Origin of the sequence: Actinoalloteichus sp. GBA129-24 (assembly GCF_001941645.1) — a bacterium.
GTDB lineage: Bacteria > Actinomycetota > Actinomycetes > Mycobacteriales > Pseudonocardiaceae > Actinoalloteichus_A > Actinoalloteichus_A fjordicus.
In genome coordinates this window covers 4248830-4270103 of sequence record NZ_CP016077.1, presented here as the reverse complement: position 1 = coordinate 4270103, position 21274 = coordinate 4248830, and the positions used below count along the sequence as shown (strand labels likewise).

At 70.4% G+C, this 21274-nt stretch carries 15 protein-coding genes and 1 CRISPR repeat array; of the genes, 6 read left to right on the top strand and 9 right to left on the bottom strand.

Annotation, left to right across the window (positions count from 1 at the left end; translation table 11 throughout):
* Positions 1–18 precede the first annotated feature (18 nt).
* The 4 genes from UA75_RS33105 to UA75_RS18425 form a co-directional block, all read right to left on the bottom strand.
* The gene (locus tag UA75_RS33105) at positions 19–906 is read right to left on the bottom strand and encodes an HIRAN domain-containing protein (protein WP_157434281.1); all 888 of its coding nucleotides are present in this window, start codon (positions 904–906) and stop codon (positions 19–21) included.
* 310 nt (positions 907–1216) lie between these two features.
* A complete protein-coding gene (locus tag UA75_RS18435; protein WP_075741309.1) occupies positions 1217–2506 on the bottom strand; it encodes a YeeE/YedE family protein in 1290 nt (429 codons plus the stop codon).
* 352 nt (positions 2507–2858) lie between these two features.
* Positions 2859–3853: a CRISPR direct-repeat array (repeat unit 37 nt; unit sequence GTGGCACCGGCCCTTCGGGGCCGGTGAGGATCGCAAC).
* A 101-nt stretch (positions 3854–3954) separates the two neighbouring features.
* Entirely contained in the window at positions 3955–4245 is a 291-nt protein-coding gene (locus UA75_RS18430; RefSeq protein WP_075741308.1) for a hypothetical protein, read from the bottom strand.
* Between the two features lie 71 nt (positions 4246–4316).
* Positions 4317–4499 (bottom strand): hypothetical protein, encoded by a 183-nt coding sequence (locus UA75_RS18425; protein WP_075741307.1) that lies wholly within the window; start codon positions 4497–4499, stop codon positions 4317–4319.
* 273 nt (positions 4500–4772) lie between these two features.
* Here UA75_RS18425 and UA75_RS18420 point away from each other — a divergent pair, with 273 nt between their 5' ends.
* On the top strand, positions 4773–5738 hold the full coding sequence (locus UA75_RS18420; protein WP_075741306.1) for an ankyrin repeat domain-containing protein: 966 nt from the start codon (positions 4773–4775) through the stop codon (positions 5736–5738).
* A 26-nt stretch (positions 5739–5764) separates the two neighbouring features.
* Here the strand turns inward: UA75_RS18420 and UA75_RS18415 are convergent, their stop codons facing one another.
* Entirely contained in the window at positions 5765–5989 is a 225-nt protein-coding gene (locus UA75_RS18415) for a hypothetical protein (protein WP_075741305.1), read from the bottom strand.
* Positions 5990–6367: 378 nt separating this feature from the next.
* Here UA75_RS18415 and UA75_RS18410 point away from each other — a divergent pair, with 378 nt between their 5' ends.
* From UA75_RS18410 to UA75_RS18400, 3 genes are all read left to right on the top strand, one after another.
* Positions 6368–8941, top strand: a complete 2574-nt coding sequence (locus UA75_RS18410; protein ID WP_232237854.1) for a bifunctional FO biosynthesis protein CofGH — start codon at positions 6368–6370, stop codon at positions 8939–8941.
* A 113-nt stretch (positions 8942–9054) separates the two neighbouring features.
* Complete coding sequence (locus tag UA75_RS18405; RefSeq protein WP_075741303.1) at positions 9055–9786, top strand: MerR family transcriptional regulator; 732 nt, start codon at positions 9055–9057, stop codon at positions 9784–9786.
* A 123-nt stretch (positions 9787–9909) separates the two neighbouring features.
* Complete coding sequence (locus tag UA75_RS18400) at positions 9910–11838, top strand: S9 family peptidase (RefSeq protein WP_075741302.1); 1929 nt, start codon at positions 9910–9912, stop codon at positions 11836–11838.
* Positions 11839–12094: 256 nt separating this feature from the next.
* Here UA75_RS18400 and UA75_RS18395 read toward each other — a convergent pair whose 3' ends face one another.
* The 4 genes from UA75_RS18395 to UA75_RS18380 form a co-directional block, all read right to left on the bottom strand.
* Entirely contained in the window at positions 12095–12640 is a 546-nt protein-coding gene (locus UA75_RS18395; RefSeq protein WP_232237309.1) for a MarR family winged helix-turn-helix transcriptional regulator, read from the bottom strand.
* Entirely contained in the window at positions 12637–13263 is a 627-nt protein-coding gene (locus UA75_RS18390; RefSeq protein WP_075741301.1) for an FMN reductase, read from the bottom strand. Before UA75_RS18390 ends, UA75_RS18395 begins: the two co-directional genes overlap by 4 nt.
* The gene (locus UA75_RS18385; RefSeq protein ID WP_075741300.1) at positions 13260–14399 is read right to left on the bottom strand and encodes an LLM class flavin-dependent oxidoreductase; all 1140 of its coding nucleotides are present in this window, start codon (positions 14397–14399) and stop codon (positions 13260–13262) included. Before UA75_RS18385 ends, UA75_RS18390 begins: the two co-directional genes overlap by 4 nt.
* A gap of 203 nt (positions 14400–14602) precedes the next feature.
* Positions 14603–15355, bottom strand: coding sequence for a TetR/AcrR family transcriptional regulator (locus tag UA75_RS18380; RefSeq protein WP_075741299.1), 753 nt, complete (start codon positions 15353–15355; stop codon positions 14603–14605).
* 330 nt (positions 15356–15685) lie between these two features.
* Here UA75_RS18380 and UA75_RS18375 point away from each other — a divergent pair, with 330 nt between their 5' ends.
* Together UA75_RS18375 and UA75_RS18370 are read left to right on the top strand one after the other, a co-directional pair.
* The gene (locus tag UA75_RS18375) at positions 15686–16462 is read left to right on the top strand and encodes a DUF2306 domain-containing protein (RefSeq protein WP_083683304.1); all 777 of its coding nucleotides are present in this window, start codon (positions 15686–15688) and stop codon (positions 16460–16462) included.
* Positions 16463–16738: 276 nt separating this feature from the next.
* Entirely contained in the window at positions 16739–20953 is a 4215-nt protein-coding gene (locus tag UA75_RS18370; protein ID WP_075741298.1) for a discoidin domain-containing protein, read from the top strand.
* Positions 20954–21274: the final 321 nt, after the last annotated feature.

The window sequence follows — 21274 nt, the reverse complement described above, 5'->3', positions numbered from 1 at the left end:
GTGTTGTCGGCTCGACGGCTAGTTGAAACTCGGTTTGTGGTCCGGGTCGCTTGGCATCAACAACTCTACCTGTATTCCTTTGTCGGTGTTCCTGATGCTAGCCTGGCATGTGGCGGTAGATCCGCGGTCGATGATTTCTTGGACAATACCCCGGTATCGTAACGTTGTGGCGTAGGTCAGCTGCCCGATGCGTCGTCCACGTAATCGGACCTCGATTGCCTGCTTTCCTCTGTATTTTCCTGATCCGATCACGCAGAAGTGTAGTGAGGCTGTCACTGACTGGCGGCCTTGTCGGTCAGCGGGAGCGTAGCGCTGAAGGACGTCCTGGTGCTTTCCTCCTTGTGTCACTGCACAAGTCCGTTCACCATGGAGTATCGCCACGCCATCCTGCTCCTGCGCTATTGCGGGATGTTCTGATCCGTTCGCGATGCGCAATGATCGGGGGTCGGATAAGTGTAGGTATATTCCGTAGTACTTTCGTCCGCCCCCAGTGATGCGGTCGGGGCAGGTGCCCATTCTTCCGCTGTGGAGGATCTTGATGAGTTCGGCATGGTAGAGGCGGGCCAATTCCCGGCTGAGATATCCTACTTTGACTGATTGTTGTCCGAGTACGACGTCAATTCGTACGGCGGTCTTGTCCCATGGGTTATACGGTTCCGGAACCAGTGCTGCGGTGACTGGAATGTGATCGTCGAAGGTGTTGCCAGACGTCGCCCCTCTCGTCACAAAGCGCAACGCCTGCTGATAGTAAGACTCCCCGACGACTGGAACTCGTCCCTCGGCAGGAAGTTGCAGCAAAGACAGTGTGATCGGTGAGAATCTTGCGGGTTCCGCGCCTTCGGGTTCGGTGTTGGCAGGTTTGCCCCATTGAATCGAGATGGGTGGCTGGCGGGCCTGCCTGCTCATTGGTCTCAGCGCACTCGGCTCAGGGACGCGTGCTGAGGGCGCCGATTTTTCGCTTCGGGGCTTCCTGGAGAAGGGCCACATTTGACGCAACCTCCCGTGATGTGTATCACTCTCGACCAAACTGGTTGATCGAGGAAGCGCGCGATGCTGTTACGAATAATCGCAAGATCGTGACCAAGCCGTTGAATAGCGGCCGGTGTGGGGCTAGGAAGGAGGCGAGTTGCCATGATCGACAGTTCCGCTGGGGGTTGGAGCGACGGCTGTTGTCGATCGATTCTCTCCGGAACTGCCCCTCAGGAAGATTTCTGCCTCAGCACACGCTGTCGCTGGGCTTCGGGGTGGCGAGCCCGAACAGCGGGCGCAGTCGGAGGCCGATCCAGGTGCCGCCGAGCGCGAACGCGCCCCACAGCCAGCCGTGCAGGCTGCCGGTGGAGATGCCGCCGAGGTAGGCGCCGATGTTGCAGCCGCCCGCCAGCCGCGCCCCGATACCCATCAACACGCCGCCCAGCACGGCCGCCAACGCGGTCCGCCACGGGATCTCGGCCCGGAAACGCCAGGCGCCCGCCGCCGCTGCGGCGACCGCCGCGCCGAGGATGATACCGAGGTTGGTGAGGCTGGTCTTGTCCGTCAGCAGCGGAGCGGCCAGGGCCTGGGCGTTGCTGCTGCTCTGCCAGAACTCCCATGCCTCGGGCTGAAACCCGATGACCTGGAGGAGTTTCGCTCCCCAGAGGGCGAAAGCGAAGGTGACTCCCCAGGTGCCGCCGGACACCAGGACCACCGAGGCGGCGAGCACCGCGAGAACCACGGCGCCGACCAGCAGCGGCCACGAGCCCCGGAACACCCTGGCGATCCCGCGCGCCGTGGGCACTGCGCCGACCGGCGGGGGCGTGCGATGAGCCTGCACGACCCTGGTCAGCAGCACGATGCCGAGCAGCACGACGATGGTGATCGCCCAGGAACCGAACCAGCCGACGTGATCGGACAACAGGATGCCCGGCACCTGCGGCCAGCCGTCGAAGACGGGGAAGGCCCAGGTGTAGAACACCGAGCCCAGGATGAAGCCGCCCAGCGTCAGCACGATCGTCGACTGCCCGGCGCCGACGGCGAACAGCGTGCCCGAGGCGCAGGCCCCGCCGAGCTGCATGCCGACGGCGAAGAGGGCCGCGCCCGCGAACAACGCCAGGCCGATCGGACCCGCCGACACCTCGGGAACAGCCCCGAACAGACCCGCGCCGGAGACCACGATGAGCGAGATCAACGTGGCCGCCGTGCCGAGCAGCAGCGCATGCGCCCGCAGCCCCCGGCCGTTGCCGACGGCGACGAGCTGCCGCCAGGCCGAGGTGAAGCCGAACCGCGAGTGGAAGAGCGCCACGCCGAGGCCTAAGCCGATCATCAGCAGCGCGCCGGGAAGAGGCCCGTGCGTGATCCACACGTACCAGCTCAGCGCGACCGCCAGGACTGCCGCGATGGTGAGCGGGACCACCCGGACCGGCTCCTCCGGGGCGGGCGTCGGTGCGGCGCACGACGTCGGCGACCTCAGGAGCAGATCGGCGGTTCTCCCGGCGTTTCCGCCGGTGGGCTGGTCGGTGGTGGCGGACACGGGGCACTCCAGGACGAGAGTCGGCTGCGCGGACTATCCCGGGAGGCTAGGTCGTCACCGGTCGGCCGGGCAGGGTGTCTCACTGGATGGACGTCGCCGTGCCTGCCTGCTCGACGGGCAGACACATTCGTCCCGGCCGTCGTGAGCATGTGTCGGACCGGCCGTCTCGTAGAGTGGGCGGTCGGGCTTGTACCGCTCCGGCTGATCCGGTGACGCCAACCGTCGCCGAATCGCTTGGGGAGGGCAAGCGTCATGCGACACGCCTGGCGACTCCGAACTCAAATTCGGGCGTGTTGGTCACTGCTCGGTAACCTTGGCGCGTTGAGGAAGGCAATACCCCTGCTGCGGCAGGGTGGCACCGGCCCTTCGGGGCCGGTGAGGATCGCAACCGGTAATCGCGGGCATTACGCCCGGGTGCGGATCGCGGGTGGCACCGGCCCTCCGGGGCCGGTGAGGATCGCAACTGTCGTCGGCGGGGGTTGCCAACACGCCGGGGCTGGCGTGGCACCGGCCCTCCGGGGCCGGTGAGGATCGCAACCGGGATCTCCACGCCGTCGCCGGCGACGACCAGGCGGGTGGCACCGGCCCTCCGGGGCCGGTGAGGATCGCAACGAGGCGCACCGCGATCACCGCCAGCAGTTCGGCGGCGGTGGCACCGGCCCTCCGGGGCCGGTGAGGATCGCAACTGATCTGATCTGATCGCAGGCTGACGAAGCCCCGCCGGGTGGCACCGGCCCTCCGGGGCCGGTGAGGATCGCAACTGCCCAGACCGGCCCGCCTGGCGGCCGACGGGCTCGAGTGGCACCGGCCCTTCGGGGCCGGTGAGGATCGCAACGTCCACAGCCGTCACCAGGGCGAGCTGTCCGCACTGGTGGCACCGGCCCTTCGGGGCCGGTGAGGATCGCAACAAGGCCAGTCGGTCGCGCAGCCGTTGACGAGTGGCGGTGGCACCGGCCCTTCGGGGCCGGTGAGGATCGCAACCTTCTCGTGACCTCCTCCAGACCGACCGCGAGCTGCGTGGCACCGGCCCTTCGGGGCCGGTGAGGATCGCAACGACCGCGTGCCGACGGCTCGCGATCTGCGCGGGGAGTGGCACTGGCCCTTCGGGGCCGGTGAGGATCGCAACCCCCACCGACACCGCCGACAACATCCCCGCGTGGGTGGCACCGGCCCTTCGGGTCCGGTGAGGATCGCAACACCGAACAGCAGCTGCGGGTGCTGGGCGGCCGAGACAGGTGGCACCGGCCCTCCGGGGCCGGTGAGGATCGCAACTGGCCGATCCACGAGGCGAAGCCCCTCGATCCAGGGCGGTGGCACCGGCCCTTCGGAGCCGGTGAGGATCGCAACTCCATCTTCGACAGCGTCGAATTACGTAGACGGATGAAGTGCCACCGGCCCTTCGGGGCCGGTGGATCACAAGGCCGCTCATCAACCGCGACCCGTCGCGTTCAGGCGAGCACGGTCCACTGGCCTCTGGTGCGGTGGGTGAGCGTCCAGGCTCGCGTCTCGGCGACGGCGGCGGTCGCGGAGACGACGTGGTCACCGATCTGTCGGGCGATCTGCTGGTCGCCTGCCGTGAAGCGGACCGTGACTCGGGCTTCGCCCGCCACGACGTCCACTGCCGAGGCCTCGACGGTGGCGAACTCGGCTGCGGCCTCGGCGGCGGTCGGCACGACTCGCTCCGGTGCGACACCGGGTCGCAGCATCCCGATCGTCATCGTCACGCGGAAAGATGGCATGGCCCGGCAGAGTACGGCAGCCTCGCTCCCGTCCTGCCGCACGAGGTCTTCTCCGGCCGGGCGGCTTGGGCTCACCTTGTATTGCGCGGTGTGGTGACTCGATTCCTGGTCTGAGATCGGCAGCGCACCCGGCTCGCGGTGACCAGCCCGGTCATCGGCCGCACCTCGGAGCGTCCTCGTCGCGGGTCGCTCCCGCAGTACTCGGCCCAGACCGAGCGTGCCGAGGTGACGATGAGGAAGATCAGCCCGGTCATCGGCGATCCGATGCTGTCGACCCTCCGGTGTGTGGTGCTTGGATATCAGCAGGCGTCAGCTTCGCGTTGCTGGAAGGTCAAAGGGAGCAGCCGAAGCGCGACCACGGTTCCGAGCTGACCCGCTGTCGACCGGGGGCAAGCTCGATGTCGGGAGCGCTCTGTCCGCTGTGGACCCGAGAATCGTCGGCGGTCCCGGCTACCGTTCCCGTGCTGTCGAGGTGTCCGGTGACCCCACGAGCGGCGTACCGGACGTGGTCGAAACGGGGGAATGTCGTGGCGGGTGTCTCATCGACGGGCTGGGCGAAACCCACACCGCCCTGGACCGACCTTGCCGAGGTCCGGGCTCGATTCGACGCGGGTGCCGATCCGAACGTCGGCGGGTATCTGGGTGATCCGCCCCTGCACCAGGCGGCCTCCGAAGGCTCGCCCGAGGTGGTCGCCGAGTTGGCCGGGCGAGTTCGCGACGTCGATGCTCGATCCAGTGGTCACACCGCGCTCTGGACGGCCGTCTACGAGGGCTGGCCGGAGAATGCCCGTGCACTCCTCGCCGCCGGGGCGGACCCGTGGCAGCCGATGATGTCGGGCTGGTCGCCGGGCAGGCTCAGCCTGGCGGGTGCCGATGCCGGATTGTTCGGCAGCCCGCCCGACGGGGTGTGCCTGTCGGCTGCGGAGAAGGCCGCTTCGGCGGAGGGCCGCAGGCTGATCGCGGCACTGGGCGATGACTACTTCGACGGCTTCGGGCTGCTGTGCGTCGCCGACGTCACGGCAGCCGAGACGGCCCGACGCCTGGACGCCGTGCCGATGACCGACACCGGACCCGGCTCGTTCGTCGACGATCCCTGGGACCGCGAACTGGACAACGAGACGCTGCGCATCTTCGGCGTCACCGACGTGCCGGGCGGCGTCATCCTCACGCAGCCGTGGGGATACGGGCCGTCGATGCCCGGCGTCGCGACCCGCGTCTCGGTCGGCACACATGCCTACGGGCTCTACGTCAACCCGAAGAGCGGCGGTCAGGGCAGTATCGTGCGGGACGGGGTGATCGAAGGCTCGGACCTGATCTGCGGCCACTGGCACGGCGCCACGTCGTCCGAAGAAGTCCTCGCCGCGTACCTCTATCGGTACTCGGGGGTGGCCTACGCGTGTGCTTATGCCGGGCTTCGGCCGACAGACACCCGTCCGGTCGCCGGGCCGCCCGATCGCTGGCTCCGCCTGCCAGACCGGGACTATTGGCAATGATCGGCCGCGCTACGACGGCGAAGGTGTCAGGGCGAGCCCGTCATTCTGCTCCCACAGCCTCGGCGGCCTGCCGGGTGCGGTGCCTCGGTCTGTCGCCTTCCCTTCGGCGATGAGATCTCGGACCAGGCGCGGAGCGGGTCCGAGGCGCCGGCAGCGTCCTCGACATCGTGGTCGGGGCCGTCGCCCGGCTCGGCAAGATAGGAGAACGGGCCTGCCGCGTAGCCCGTCGACAGGGTGACGTCACGGCTCATCGTGACGCACTACCGATCGACGCTGTCGTCCACGGAGGCCTGCCGACATCGAGCCCCCGCCGCGAGCTGCATCCCCCGGACCCCGCCGAGGCCTGGTCACCGTCGGCCTGCACGGTGAGATCGTCGGGCGCGGCCGAGTCCCGCCTGTCTCCGTGCGGCCATCAGGGAATTCAACGAATGCCGACCGAACAACCGCCTGGAGTCGTTCGACTGTCTTCTGCCGCCGCGCTCCGGATCTATTCCGTTCAGTGACATACCCGACTGGGTGGGTATCTCCCTGGAGCGACAGGGGATTTCCGTGCAGCCGCTTGTTAGCCTCGGTTCGTGTCGATCGAACTGGAGCCGTCCCCGCTAGAACCAGCCCCGGCCGCGTCGGCTATGCGGCGGGCCTTGCGTCGCGCCAGGGACGGGGTGACGCTCGACGCCACCGAGGCCTCCGTGCTGCTGCACGCCCGTGACGCCGATCTCGACGAACTCCTCGCGGTCGCGGGTCGGGCGCGTGATGCGCACCTGACGGCGGAGGGCCGCGCAGGCCTGGTCACCTACAGCCGCAAGGTGTTCATCCCCCTGACCCGGTTGTGCCGCGACCGCTGCCACTACTGCACCTTCGCGACCGTGCCGCACAAGGTCGAGTCCGCCTATCTCGAGCGCGAGGAGGTCGTGGCAATCGCGCGCCAGGGCGCCGAGGCGGGCTGCAAAGAGGCCCTGTTCACCCTGGGCGACCGGCCGGAGCTGCGCTGGGACGCCGCCTCCGAGTGGCTCGAGGCACGCGGCTACTCGTCCACAGTGGACTACCTGCGGTCCTGTGCCGTCGCGGTCCTGGAGGAGACCGGCCTGCTCCCGCATCTCAACCCCGGCGTGCTGAGCTGGTCCGAGATGACCAGGCTCAAGCCCGTCGCTCCCAGCATGGGCATGATGCTGGAGACCACGTCCGAGCGGCTGTGGAGCGAGAAGGGCATGCCGCACTACGCCAGCCCGGACAAGGAGCCCGCCGTCCGGCTCAAGGTGCTCGCCGAGGCCGGTCGCATCGGCATCCCCTTCACCAGCGGCATCCTCATCGGCATCGGCGAGACGCGCCTCGAACGCGCCGAGGCGTTGCTCGCCCTGCGTGCCTCCGCCCGCCAGTACGGGCATCTCCAAGAGGTGATCGTCCAGAACTTCCGCGCCAAGCCGGACACCGCGATGCGCGGAATGCCCGACGCCGACCTGAACGAACTCGCGGCCACGATCGCGGTGGCCCGGCTGCTGATGCCCTCGGGCGTCAGCGTGCAGGCGCCGCCGAACCTCGTCGGGGCCGAACACGGCCTGATGCTGCGGGCAGGCATCGACGACTGGGGCGGGGTGTCCCCGGTGACGCCCGACCACGTCAACCCCGAACGCCCCTGGCCCGCGATCGACGCGCTGCGCGAGGTCACCGCCGAGAACGGCTTCGCCCTGCGTGAGCGGCTCACCATCTACCCGCGTCATCTGCGGCAGGGCCTAGCCGGGGACAGCACCCAGTGGCTCGACACCAGGGTCGCGGCCCACGTCGCGGCGCTGGCCACCCCGGACGGTCTCGCCGACGAGGCCGCCGTCCTCGCGGGCCGCCCCTGGCAGGAGCCCGACGGCGGGATCGAGTCGGTCGGCCGCACCGACCTGCACGTCGGCATCGACACCGTCGGCCGCAGTGAGGACCGGCGCGGCGACTTCGACACCGTCTACGGCGACTGGGACTCGCTCAAGGCGAGCCTGCCGGACACCGCCGCACCCGAACGCCTGGACACCGACGTCCGCGCGGGCCTGCGCATCGCCGCCGCCGACCCGGCCGCCCTGCTCGACGAGGCCAACACCGCCGCCGCCATGGCCTTGATGACCTGCGACGGCGTGGCGCTGGACGCGCTCGCGGGCCTCGCGGACGACCTGCGTCGCAGCGTCGTCGGCGACGACGTCACCTACGTCGTCAACCGCAACATCAACTTCTCCAACATCTGCTACGTGGGCTGCCGATTCTGCGCCTTCGCCCAGCGGGAACGCGACGCAGACGCCTACCGCCTGTCTCCGGCGGAGGTCGCCGACCGGGCCGAGGAGGCCTGGCGGGCGGGCGCCACCGAGGTCTGCATGCAGGGCGGCATCGACCCGAAGCTGCCGGTCACCGGCTACGTCGACCTGGTGCGCGCGGTGCGGGCCCGCGTGCCGGAGATGCACGTGCACGCCTTCAGTCCGATGGAGATCGTCAGCGTCGCGGCCAAGGCGGGCATCAGCATCGAGGAGTGCCTCACCGAGCTGCGCGACGCCGGGCTGGGCAGCATCCCCGGCACCGCCGCCGAGATCCTCGACGACGACGTCCGCTGGGTGCTGACCAAGGGGAAGCTGCCCGCCGCCCAGTGGATCGAGGTCGTCAGCACCGCGCACCGGCTGGGCATCCCGTCCTCCTCGACGATGATGTACGGCCACGTCGACACCCCGGAACACTGGCTGGGCCACCTGCGCACCCTCGCCGGAGTGCAGGACACGGCGAAGGCGAACGGGGTCGGTGGCTTCACCGAGTTCGTGCCGCTGCCCTTCGTCCACCGCAACGCGCCGCTCTACCTGGCGGGCCTGGCCCGGCCGGGGCCGACGCGGCGGGACAACCGCGCGGTGCACGCCATGGCGCGGCTCCTGCTGCACGGCCGGATCGACAACGTGCAGTGCTCCTGGGTGAAGCTCGGCGAGGAGGGCTCCACCGAGGTGCTCACCGGCGGCGCCAACGACGTCGGCGGCACGCTCATGGAGGAGACCATCAGCCGGATGGCGGGCTCCGAACACGGCTCCGCGCGCACCGTCGAGCAGCTCCGTGCCCTGGCCGACCGCATCGGCCGCCCGGCCCGGCAGCGCGGCACCACCTACGGCCGGGTTGGCCGGGTGCAGCTCGGGTTGTCGCCGGTCGGCGGGGCGGTCGCCGAGGGCGCGACCTGCGCGGCGCATCAGGGGTGAGGGCGGGCTGAGTATCGGCGACGTGCGTGGTGGCAGATTCGCGGTCGCCGGGCTGTCGGCCGTGCTCGCCCTCGGTGCTCTGCGCGATCCGGAACCGAAGGAGCGGACGACCGTTGCTCAGCAGTGAACTCGCCGAACTGGCCGGTGTCACCGTCCGCACGCTGCGCCATTACCACCAGATCGGGTTGCTGGCCGAGCCGCCGCGTTCGGCCGGTGGCTATCGGCGCTACGACGTGGGCCACCTGGTTCGGCTCCTGCGCATCACTCGGTTGACGGCCCTCGGCGTCCCGCTGTCCGCGCTGCCCCCGGTGCTGGACGATCCGGGGGCCGCCGAGCAGCTGCTCGAGGAGCTCGACCGGCAGGCCGCCGCGGAGATCGAACGGTTCACCGCTCGCCGGGCCAGTATCGCCGTGCTGCGCCGCACGGGCTCCCCACCGGATCTGCCCCCGGAGCTGGCGGCGTTCCGGTCGGCCCCCGAACCGGCCGTACCGGCCACGATGGCCCGTTACGAGCACGAGCAGCTGCTGCTGGTCGGGCACCTGCTCGGCGAGGCGGGCCACGCCGAGCTCATCGCGCTGCTCAGCGCCGGTACGGCGACCGTCGCTCCGCTCACGGCGCGGTTCTACGCCCTCGATTCCGACACCCCCGACGACGAGGTCGCGGCGCTCATCGACGACCTGGTCGCGCATCTGGAACCGATGGTGGCGCGCCTGACCGCGCTGCCCGCCATCGACCGGCGGGCGTCGGCGCTGGTGGACGAACTGGGCGAGCACAACCTGCGGCCCGTGCAGCACCGCGTCCTGCGTCGGGTCGAGCAGCGGTTGATCCGGTCCGACGGGTCCTGACCGGGGCCGCCCCGGCCCTTGCCTGCCGATATGGCGTGAATCACGCAGACCGGGCTTGAGTCCGACGCGACGTCAGGGATTGGACTCGGGGGTGTCCGCGATGCCGACCCTGGAGGACCCGCCATGAGGACCCTGCCGCAACTGATCGCCGTCGAGGAGTTCTTCGGCCCGCCTGCCCGCAGCCGCGCCCGGCTCTCCCCGGACGGCACGAAGGTCGCCTACTTCGCCCCGTGGCGGGACCGGCTCAACGTGTTCGTCCGTGACCTGGCCGGGGACTGGCCCGAGACCGACGCGGTGGACGACCCGGCCTCCCGACGCGTCACCTCCGACGACCACCGCAGCATCGACGCGTTCTTCTGGACCGCCGATTCCCGTTATCTGCTGTTCACCCAGGACACCGACGGCGACGAGAACGCCCATCTGCATCGGGTCGATCCGACCCGTCCGGAGGAGCCCGCGATCGACCTCACCCCGATCGACGGGGTGCGCCTGTTGGGCACCCAGTTCTCCTCGGACCGGCCGGGGACGGTTTTCGTGCAGCTCAACGCGCGTCGACCCGACCTGATCGATCTCTACGAGCTCGACCTCGACACCGCCCGGCTGACCCTGCTCGCCGAGAACCCCGGCGACGTCCTCGGCTGGCAGTGCACGCCGCAGGAGCGGATCCTCGCCTTCAGCATGGCGGACGACGGCGATCACCTGCTGTCGGACTGGAACGACGGTGCCCAGCGCCTGATCACGCGGTTCCCCGGCGACGACCACATCTTCGGCGTCCTGCCCTGCGTGCCCACCCCGGACGGGACGGGGCTGTGGATCGGCTCGTCCCGAGGCTCGGACCGCACCCGACTGGTGCGGGTGGATCTGGACAGCGGTGAGCAGGTCGGGGTGGACAGCCACCCCGTGTTCGACCTGGACACCCCCCGCCCGGAGGCCGATCCCCGGTTCCCGTCCGCCCTGATCGTTCATCCGACGACCGGAAAGCTGCTCGGGGCCCGCTACCTCGGCGACCGCCAGGTGATCCACGCCCTCGACCCGCAGTTCGCCGAGGTCCTGCCGAGGCTGGCCGAGCTGTCCGACGGCGACCCGGCTCACCTCTCCTGCGATGCAGGCGGACAGCGTTGGGTGGTCGACTTCACCCACGACCGCGACCCCGGCGTCACCTGGTTCTACGACCACACCACCGGGGCGGCCCGGCGGCTGTTCCGCCCCTACCCGCACCTGGACCCCGCCCGGCTCGCCCCGGTCAGCCCGGTCACCGTCCCCGCTCGCGACGGCCTGAACCTGCCCTGCCACCTCACCCTGCCGACCGGGGTGGAGCCCCGCGGCCTTCCGACGGTGCTGTTGCTGCACGGCGGGCCGTGGTATCGCGACAGCTGGTGCTACGACCCGGAGGTACAGCTGCTGGCCAACCGAGGTTACGCGGTGCTGCAGGTGAACTTCCGTGGCTCGACCGGCTACGGCAAGGCCCACACCCAGGCCGCGATCGGCGAGTTCGCCGGGCGCATCCACGACGACGTGATCGACGCCCTGGACTGGGCGATCGCACAGGGCCACACCGATCCCGACCGGGTCGCGATCTACGGCTGTTCCTACGGCGGTTACGCCGCCCTGGTCGGGGCCGCGTTCACCCCCGACCGTTTCGCCGCCGCCGTCAGCTACACCGGCATGTCCGACCTGCCCGACCTCATCCGGTCGGTGATCCCCGTCGTCAGGCGCGGCATCCAGAACAGCTACCTCCGCTACATGGGCGACCCGGACGACCCGGACCAGGAAGCCGACCTGCTCGCCCGCTCGCCGATCAGCAGGGTCGGGGACATCACCGCCCCGATGCTGCTCATCCACGGTGCCAACGACGTCCGCGTAGCCCGCCGCCACTCCGACCGGATAGTAGAGGCGTTGCGCGCTCGAGGCGCGGAGGTGGAATACCTGCTCAACGAGACCGAGGGCCATTGGTTCATCAATCCCGACAGCAACATCGAGCTCTACCGCACCCTGGAGCGATTCCTGGCCCGCCACCTCGGCGGACGCGCCACCGACCCGGCCGCGTCCTGACCGTCGCGAGCAGCAACGTCGGGAAATCCGAGAATCGTGCCGCACCGCCTGCTCGCCGCAGCGAACGAGGCAGGTAGCCGAGCATCACCAGGATCGAGGGGGACGAGTCGACTGAAGCCGTCGGAGGCGCAGGTCGATCTTCGCCATGACCTCGAGCGGGCGCGCTGGGCGACGAGGGAGATGTCCTTCAGCGTCGAGGTCGCCGCCGTAGGCATCGCGGACGAGGGCGAGACCGCCGTCTCGCCCTCGACCTCCGTCACCGCAGTCTCGGGTCCCGCGACACCTGCCGAGGCCGCAGCCTGCCGAACACCGTCCCCAACGCCCGCAGCTCCGGTTCCGAGAGCCGGTCGGCGAAGGCCCGCTCCACGACGGCGGCGTTGGTGCGGATCGCCGCCAGCATCAGCCTGCGCCCAGCCGAGGTGAGGCGGACGTAGACGGCACGGGAGTCGTCCGGCAGCACCGAGCGTTCGACGAGTCCGCGTCGCTCCAGTCGGTCGACGAGCCTGCTCACCGCGCTCTGGCTCAGCACGACGCGGTCGGTCAGCTCGCGCAGCCGCACCCCGCCGGTCGGGATGTTGGACAGCGCGTCGAATTCGCTCACCGACAGGCTGTGTCGGGTGGCGAACTCGTCTTCCAGCTCGGCGAGCACCGTCGCGTGGACCTCCATCAGCGAGCGCCACACGTCGACCTTGGCCCGGCGGGCGTCCCGCTCGGCCATCCGGGCCGAGGACCGCGCCCGCTGGTCCTCGGCATCGCCGGACTCGGCCCCGGCAGGCCGCGCCGTCCGCTCTCCCCTGCTCACGGCTCCTCCGTCCGGCCGAGGAGCTGGGAGAAGGGCACCGGGTCGTCGAAGGGATCGGTGGCGGTGCGGGCGGCCGGTCGGCCCGCTATCAGCCCGGCCAGCTCGCCCGCGGCCCGATCGATCCTGCTCACCAGGCCGTTGTCGCCGCCGCCGGTGCCCCAGTCCTCGGATGCGGCGTAGACGCCGGTGGGGACGACGACCGCCCGCAGGTAGCCGAACATCGGCCGCAGCGCGTGATCCAGGGCGAGCGAATGCCGGGCCGTGCCGCCCGTCGCGCCGACGAGGACGGGCAGGCCCGCCAGCGCGTCGGCGTCGAGCACGTCGAAGAACATCTTGAACAGCCCGCTGTAGGAGGCGGTGAAGATCGGTGTCACGGCGATCAGCCCGTCGGAGTTCGTGACGCGGTCGATCGCCGTGCGCAGACCGCCGGCAGGGAAGCCGGTCAGCAGATGGTCGGCCAGCTCCTTGGCGTGGGACCGGAGTTCGATCACCTCGGTGTCGACGTGGACGTCCTGCTCACCGAGGGCTCGCGCCGAGGCCTCGGCCAGCCGGTCGGCCAGCAGCCTGGTCGACGACGGCTGGCTGAGGCCGGCGGTCACCACGGTGAGCGTGCGGGTGATCATCGCTGCCCCCCGGCGTCGGTCGTGACGGCGTCGGTCTCGGCGGCGCCTGCGTGTTCCCGGGCCTGCTCCCGCGCGGCCCGCAGGCTCGCGTGGGTCGGGGCCGCCGGGACGTGGGCGGGCCGCAGCGCGTCGAACTCCTTGCGCAGCACGGGCAGCACCTCCTCGCCGATGATGTCGAGCTGTTCCAGGACGGTCTTCAACGGCAGGCCCGCGTGGTCGACCAGGAACAGCTGCCGCTGGTAGTCGCCGAAGTACTCCCGGAACCGCAGCGTCTTGTCGATCGCCTCCTGCGGGCTGCCGACGGTCAGCGGCGTCTGCTCCATGAAGTCCTCCAACGACGGCCCGTGCCCGTAGACCGGCGCGTTGTCGAAGTACGGCCGGAACTCCCGGACCGCGTCCTGCGACTTCGGCCGCAGGAACAGCTGCCCGCCGAGTCCGACGATCGCCTGATCGGCCGCGCCGTGCCCGTAGTGCTCGAAGCGGGTGCGGTACAGGTTGATCAGCCGGATGAAGTGCTCCTTCGGCCAGAAGATGTGGTTGGCGAAGAAGCCGTCGCCGTAGTAGGCGGCCTGCTCGGCGATCTCGGGGCTGCGGATCGAACCGTGCCAGACGAACGGCGGCACGCCGTCCAGCGGGCGGGGCGTCGAGGTGAAGGACTGCAGGGGCGTGCGGAAGCGGCCTTCCCAGTCCACCACGTCCTCGCGCCACAACTGGTGCAGCAGCGCGTAGTTCTCCACCGCCAGCGGGATGCCCTGCCGGATGTCCTGGCCGAACCACGGGTAGACCGGCCCGGTGTTGCCCCGGCCGAGCATCAGATCCACCCGTCCGTCGGCGAGGTGCTGAAGCATGGCGTAGTCCTCGGCGATCTTCACCGGGTCGTTCGTCGTGATCAGCGTCGTCGCGGTGGACAGCAGCAGCCGCTCGGTGCGGGCCGCGATGTAGCCGAGCATGGTCGTGGGGGAGGAGGGGACGAACGGCGGGTTGTGGTGCTCGCCGGTCGCGAAGACGTCGAGCCCGATCTCCTCGGCCTTCATCGCGATGGCGACCAGCGCCTTGATCCGCTCCGCCTCGGTGGGCGTGGTGCCGTCGGTCGGGTCTGGTGTGACGTCTCCGACGGTGAAGATCCCGAACTGCATCTCGTCAGCCTCCTGGAAAGTGTATGCGCATGCATAACACGGCCGAGGCTGTGAATGTTCCTGTCTTCGGTTCTGCCTGGTCTGTTCTTGCGATGTAAAACCTGAGGATTCCGGCGGAGCGGCACCGCCGGAGCCGTCGGTCGCCCGATCGGCGGGGCGGGGGAGTCGCTCGTGCAGCGGCGCGGCCTGCCGGTCACCGGGCGTCAGGCCGGGCCGCTCTGATTCGTCTTCGTCTGGATGAACGCCTCGATCCCGTCGAGGACGCGGTTGAGGCCGAACTCGACGACGTCGGTGGGCTGCTCGAAGGTTCCCGATGCCACGACTGAGCTCAGGGTCGGGAAGCGTTCGCTGCTGATCAGCCGCAGCATCGGACCGGAGACCGGCGAGTCGCTCACCTCCTCGTCCGGGGTGCCGAGCCGCATGTCGGCGGCGACCTGTGCCGCCCCGCGCACGTACATGGTGAGCAGGGAGATCACCTCGACGCGCTCGACGTCGGCGAGCCCGGTGTTCGAGGTCGCGGCGAGGGCGGACTCCAGCCAGCTGGTCTCGTTCGGCCCCGGAACGCCTTTCCTGGTGGTCAGCAGCGGCAGTATCCAGGTGCGACGCCGGAAGACGTCGAGCGAGAAGCGCGCCCACTCCGCGAGGCGACTCCGCCAGTCGGTGCCCTCGGTGACCGACGGCGGCGGACTCCCGAGCACCGCGTCGACGACGAGGGCGACGAGTTCGGCCTTGCCCGGGACGTAGCGGTACAACGAGGCGACTCCGGTGCCGAGCTGTTCGGCTACCCGCCCCATCGAGAGTGCGGGCAGCCCGTCGGCGTCGGCCACTTCGATGGCGGCCCGCACGATCTCGTCGACGCTCAGGCTCGGCTTCGGCCCACGTCGCGGGCGCTGCCGCTCACCCCAGAGCAGCTCCAGGCTGCGTGCGGCGGCTCGCTTCGCGTCGTCGTCCGTCATGTCCGCCCTCTGCGTCGTCGGTTCTCGATCGAGCTTGACAGTACCGCAAAACTGCGAAACCCTTTCGCAGAACCGCGAACGTGGTTCGCAGTTTTGATGGGGGACACGGCGCAGTTCGGTCGACCAGCAGCACGGAGGGCGAGACACCCGCCTCGGGCTGCGGCGATCACGCACGCCGTGACGACGCCACCGCCGTGCCGCCGCGCCTGTCTTCGGTGACCAGTCGGCGGCCTTCAAGGCCTGCTGCCCGACGCGCGGCCAAGACGGATCGAGGAGTCGATCGGCGCCCCCGGACGAAGCTGCCCATGATCAGTCCGAAGGAGACGACCGATGACCACGTCGACCGGCTCGCCTGCGCTGCAACCCGACAGCGCGGAGCAGGCACCCCGACGTCCCGACAGACCGAAGTCGTGGTGGCGGCGGCCCTGGGTGGTGCCGCTGGCCCTCGTGGCCGTGGCCTTCGTCGGCTTCTCGCTGCCGCCGTACCTGACCGGCGACCCCGGCCTCGCTCGGGTGCCCTTACCCGAGGGCGTCGCCTACTACTACCCGCTGCTGGTGGCGCACGTCCTGCTCGCCTCGGTGGCGATGATCACCGGCGTGTTCCAGGTGTGGCCGTGGTTCCGGACGCGCTTCCGGCGAGCACACCGGATGCTCGGCCGCGCCTACGTCATCGCCTGCATCCCCGGCGCGCTCACCGGCATGGTGATCGCGGTGCACACCCCGACCGGCCCGGTGGCACAGACCAGCAGCGTCATCCTCTCGATCCTCTGGCTGGTCTTCACCATCACCGCATTCCGCCGCGTCCGTGCCCGCCGGTTCGCCGAGCATCGCCGCTGGATGATTCGCAGCTTCGCGCTGACGATGTCGATCATCACCAATCGGGTGTGGGGTGCGCTGGCCTGGATGATCCTGGAACCGCAGCTGGACACGACGTTCGGCGGCAGCCAGCTCGCCTTCGACTACGCGATCTCGGGGCTGGCCACCTGGCTGGGCTGGACGGTGGTCCTGTTCCTGACCGAGGCCTGGCTCCAATACGGCCAGTCCCGCGAGCGTCGGGCCCGGGCGGACCGCCGAGCAGGCCGCGGGGCTGCGGCACCGACGGCCTGAGCCGAGTCCTCGGCGGAACCGCCGGGCGGCAGGGGGCGCTAGAACCCGGTCTCGTCCCCGTCGTCGCCCTGCGGCGGCGGGACGGGCCTCGCCCGGCCCAGGCGGTGACGCGGTGTCCTGAAACTGACTGGAAAGTCTTGTCCGGCTCTCGCGGCGCCGACCAGACTCGATGTCGTCGATCACCTCGGGTGGCCGGGAAGTGCGCGACGGTCGCGGGATCGCCGCCGTCCTCCCTGCCGCCGACCGGCACGCCTGCCCGATCACCTGGAGGTTCTCGTGTCTCCTCGACGTGTCGCCGGACTCGGCGCCGCCCGTGCCGAGCGCCGCCGATCCGGGCCCGTCCGCTCGGCGGCGTCCCGGGCCCGGCCCCGCATCCTGACGCTGGCCGCCGCCGGAGCCCTGCTCGCCGCCTCGGCCATGAACCCGGCCGCCGTCGGGCAGGACTCCGGCGAGACGCCCCTCGCTGTGGAGTTCGCCAACGAGACCATCGGCTACCCGAGCTTCAGCGGTGATGACGAGCCGGTGCCGCCGCTGCCCGAGCCCTTTCGCGTCGGCGGCACGCTGGCGGCGGGCTTCGAGGCCGACCTCGCGGCGGGCGACGGCACCGACTTCTGGATGGATCGGATGCTCGCCCGCCACGGCCGCGACCCCTCGGGCGACTGGCTCTTCACCCGGGGCCGCGCGGCGTTCATGAAGACCCATCAACCCGGCGTGCTCGGGTTCGGCGGGCAGCTCGCCTACTGGGAGAGCATCGACGACCGACCCGGTTACCGGGTCGAGTTGTCCGCCGACGGCACGGCGATCGACCTCCGCGAGGACGTTCCGGCCCGGATGCAGGCGCCGAGCCACTGGCGCAGCGAGTTCGACGCGGGCGCGGGCCTGACGGTGGTGCAGCGCAAGTTCATCACCGAGGCCAACGTGCTGGTCACCGACCTTGAATTCCGCAATGCGGGCGCGTCATCGCGAGCACTGGACGTCGCGGCGGTCTCGCCGTACGCCGCCGAGGGCACGGGAGACGAGCTGACCGGCGCCGCCTCGGTCCGCAACGACCTCACCACCCTCTACCCGCGCTTCTCCGGCGCGGGCCTGACCGCGCAGGACGGCGCACTGCGGGGAACACTGGAGATCCCCGCAGGCGGCACCGCCCACACCAGCGTCCGGCTCGGCCTGGTCACCGAGGAGATCCCGGCGTCGAGCACGGAGTACGAGGCCGTCCGCGCCGCCGAGCCCGGCGAGGCCTTCCGCACCCACGTCCAGGAGTACAACCGCTGGTGGGGCGAGAACCTGCCCTATCTGGACGTGCCCTCGGCCGACCTCGGCAAGACGCTCTACTACCGCTGGTGGCTGCTGCGCTACAACTTCCTCGACGCCGACATCCCCGGTGACGACTACCAGTTCCCCACCGCGATCGAGGGCGTGCTGGGCTACAACAACTCCATCGCCCTGACCACCGGGATGTTCGTCGACGACCTGAAATACCTCCGCGACCCCGCCTGGGCCTACGGCACCTGGGTCTCGACAGGGGAGACCTCGCGCGGCGGCCGCTTCCGCGACAACCCCGGCGACCCGGAGAACTGGAGCAACAGCTACACCCAGTACCTCGTCGAGGCGGCCTGGCAGTCCTATCTGGTGCACGGCGGCCCCGACGGCGTCGTCCGCAACCTCGCCCGCTACGCCGAGGGCGACGTGCGCGATCAGCTCGACACCTACGACCACGACGACAACGGCCTCATCGAGTACGACTGGGGCGCGATGACCGGCAACGACGCCGACGCCGTCTCCTTCCACTGGCGGGCCGGACAGCTCGACCGCGCCGAGTCCGGCTACGTCTTCGCGGGCGCGCAGGCTGCCTCCGCCGCCTACGAGCTGCTGGGCGAGGACGAGAAGGCCGCCGAACTCGACGCGATCGCCGAACGCATCCGCGCGGCGACCCTGGAACACCTGTGGGACCCGACGGATCGGATGATCAAGCACCGGCACGTCGCCACCGACGCCCTGGTGCCGTGGAAGGAGGGGAACAACTACATCCCCTTCGCCGTCGGCCTGATGCCGAACGAACCGGAGTACGTCGACGCGCTGCGGCTGCTCGCCGACCGACGCGAGTACCCGGTGTTCCCCTTCTTCACCGCCAACCAGGCGGATAAGACCGAGGCCGCCCAGCAGGGCCATCCCGGCACCAACAACTTCTCCGTCATCAACGCCCAGCGCTACTTCGACGTCTACAGCTCCGCGCTGCGGAACTACCCGTCCGAGCACGTCACACCGGAGCTGTACGAGAAGCTGCTGATGTGGAACGCCTGGTCCCACTACGTCGGCGGCGACAACCGCTGGCCCGACCAGAACGAGTTCTGGGCCGACGGCGACCCCGAGGCGCAGCGCATCGGCTACCGCTCCTGGATTCATCACACGATGCTCGGCACCACCAACTACACGATCATCGAGGACGTCGCGGGCCTGCGACCCCGCACCGACACCAGGGTGGAGCTGTCCCCGATCGACCTCGGCTGGGATCACTTCGCCGTGGAGAACCTGCGCTATCGAGGCGGCGACCTGGCGATCGTCTGGGACGAACCCGGCGACGGCGTCCGCCACTACGGCCAGGACGTGCCGGAGGGGTATTCCCTGTACCTGGACGGCGAACGCGTCCTCACCCTCGACGCGCTCACCCCGGTGATCTACGACCCGGCCACCGGCGAGGCGGAGTTCCCCGGCGAACCCGCCGAGGTGCTGCACCAGGCGGCGGCCTCGGTCACCGAGGCACAGGACGTCACCTATGCCGACGACAGCCGCGTGGTCGACGTCTTCGCCAAGGCCGGCCGCGACATCGGCAGCACCCGCGACGCGGCCAACGTCGCCGAGGGCGCCTCGGCGTCGGCCTCCTACTCCGCGCCGAATCGCGGACCGGCAGGCGCGGTGGACGGCGCCACGATCAACGAGCCGTTCTGGAGCACCGAGGGATCATCGGAGAACCGCCACTCCCTCGACGTGGAGCTGGGCGCGACCCAGACCGTCGACGAGGTCCGGCTGTTCTTTCGCAATGACAAGCAGCCGCGCGGCCACCGGGAGCCCGCGCTCTACACCGTCTCCTACCGCGACGGCGACCAATGGCGGGAGGTGGCGCAACCGGTGCGCACCCCCGCCTACCCTCGGGCCAATCACAACGAGATCCGCTTCGCCCCGGTCGAGACCTCGGCGCTGCGGGTGGACCTGACGGGACAGCCCGGCCATCCGATCGGCCTCAAGGAGTTCCAGGCCTTCGCCACCGGCGAGCCGCCCGCCGAGTCCCAGGACGCGGCGCCGCAGGTGCAGGCCAGAGTGGACGCAGGCCACCGGGTGCCCGGCCAGGCGCGACTGATCGGTGTCGTCAAGGACGACGGCCTGCCCGCAGGCGAGCTGAGCAGTACCTGGTCCGTGGTGGCCGGACCGGAGGCGGCCACGGTGATCTTCGAGGACGTCTCGGCGCCCACGACGGTGGCCCGATTCGGCGCCGAGGGCGTCTACACCCTGGCGTTGACCGCCACCGACGGCGCGCAGGAGACGAGCAGACAGCTCGTGGTGGAGGTCGACGCGGTGCCCGAGCGGCGCAACGTCGCCCCGGCCGCGACCGCGTCGGCGTCCTTCAGTGCCAACGGCACCCCGGTCACGGCGGTGAACGACGGCCGCGATCCCGGTTCCTCCACCGAACGGCCCTTCTGGGGGACCTGGCCGCAGCGCACCGGCCAGTGGGTCGAGTACAGCTGGGAGTCGCCGGTCCGGGTCGACGGCTCGGAGCTGTACTTCTTCCGCGACGTGCAGCCCGGCGCCCCCGACGGCATCGCGGTCCCACGGTCCTGGCGGCTGGAGTACTGGGACACGGAAGCGGAGGAGTTCGTGCCGGTCGCCGACGCCGACGAGTACGGCGTGGCCGCCGATCGCTACAACGCCACCGAGTTCGCCCCGGTGACCACCACCCGGCTGCGCGCCGCGCTGACCAACAGCCCGGGGCTGTCGCTGGGGATCGTGCAGTGGAAGGTCTACGCCCAGCAGCCGAGCGAGATCCGGCCGGTGCACGTCCCGACCACCGTCGGCGCACTCCCGGAGCTGCCCGTCACCGCCACGCTGGTCTATCCCGGCGGCGCCACTGCCGAGGCCGAGGTCGCCTGGCCCGCCGTCGATCCCGGTCAGGTGGCCGACGGCGGCAGCTCGTTCACCCTGACCGGGATCACCGACGTCGCGACGCTGCCCGCGCAGGCCACCGTGTGGGTCCGCGCCTCCGACGCCGTGCAGATCACCAGCATCGACCCGTGGGAGATCGACACACTCGTCGGCGTCGCGCCGAACCTGCCCCCGACGGTGGTGGCGACCTACAACGACGGCTCCAAGGACAGCTCGATCCCGGTCGTCTGGGACGAGGCCGATCCGGACGACTACGCCGAGGCGGGGGAGTTCGAGGTGGCCGGAGTCGTGGAGGGCGCGGGGCAGGCGGCGGTGGCGCGGGTGATCGTGGGGTAGGCGGTGTGGGCAGCGCGGATCATGGCCTGCGGAGGCGGGCCGGTGAGCACGGGCGTCGGGACGAACCCCGGCCCGCTTCCGAGGGGCGCGGCCCGCCGGAGTACGACGTCCGCCGTCACGGCCTGCCCGAAGAGCCCTTCGCGGCCCGGTGGCCGAGACTGCCGACACCGCTGCGCCCGTTCGGATTGGATTCACCGATCAGCTCGGCGCCGGGCGCGGAGCCAAGCGCGGAGCCGGTCGCGGTGTCCGCGCGGCCGAATCACCCGGTGAGGCTCCGCACCCGGTCGCTGCGGTCAGCCGCCCCAGACCGCATCGGAACTC

What these genes read in the sequence shown, in the direction of transcription:
- UA75_RS18425 (WP_075741307.1), bottom strand. Translation starts at nt 4,499, where the DNA reads ATGACCGGGCTGATCTTCCTCATCGTCACCTCGGCACGCTCGGTCTGG.
- UA75_RS18430 (WP_075741308.1), bottom strand. Translation starts at nt 4,245, where the DNA reads ATGCCATCTTTCCGCGTGACGATGACGATCGGGATGCTGCGACCCGGT.
- UA75_RS18410 (WP_232237854.1), top strand. Translation starts at nt 6,368, where the DNA reads ATGCGGCGGGCCTTGCGTCGCGCCAGGGACGGGGTGACGCTCGACGCC.
- UA75_RS18385 (WP_075741300.1), bottom strand. Translation starts at nt 14,399, where the DNA reads ATGCAGTTCGGGATCTTCACCGTCGGAGACGTCACACCAGACCCGACC.
- UA75_RS18400 (WP_075741302.1), top strand. Translation starts at nt 9,910, where the DNA reads ATGAGGACCCTGCCGCAACTGATCGCCGTCGAGGAGTTCTTCGGCCCG.
- UA75_RS18415 (WP_075741305.1), bottom strand. Translation starts at nt 5,989, where the DNA reads ATGAGCCGTGACGTCACCCTGTCGACGGGCTACGCGGCAGGCCCGTTC.
- UA75_RS18390 (WP_075741301.1), bottom strand. Translation starts at nt 13,263, where the DNA reads ATGATCACCCGCACGCTCACCGTGGTGACCGCCGGCCTCAGCCAGCCG.
- UA75_RS33105 (WP_157434281.1), bottom strand. Translation starts at nt 906, where the DNA reads ATGAGCAGGCAGGCCCGCCAGCCACCCATCTCGATTCAATGGGGCAAA.
- UA75_RS18380 (WP_075741299.1), bottom strand. Translation starts at nt 15,355, where the DNA reads ATGACGGACGACGACGCGAAGCGAGCCGCCGCACGCAGCCTGGAGCTG.
- UA75_RS18375 (WP_083683304.1), top strand. Translation starts at nt 15,686, where the DNA reads ATGACCACGTCGACCGGCTCGCCTGCGCTGCAACCCGACAGCGCGGAG.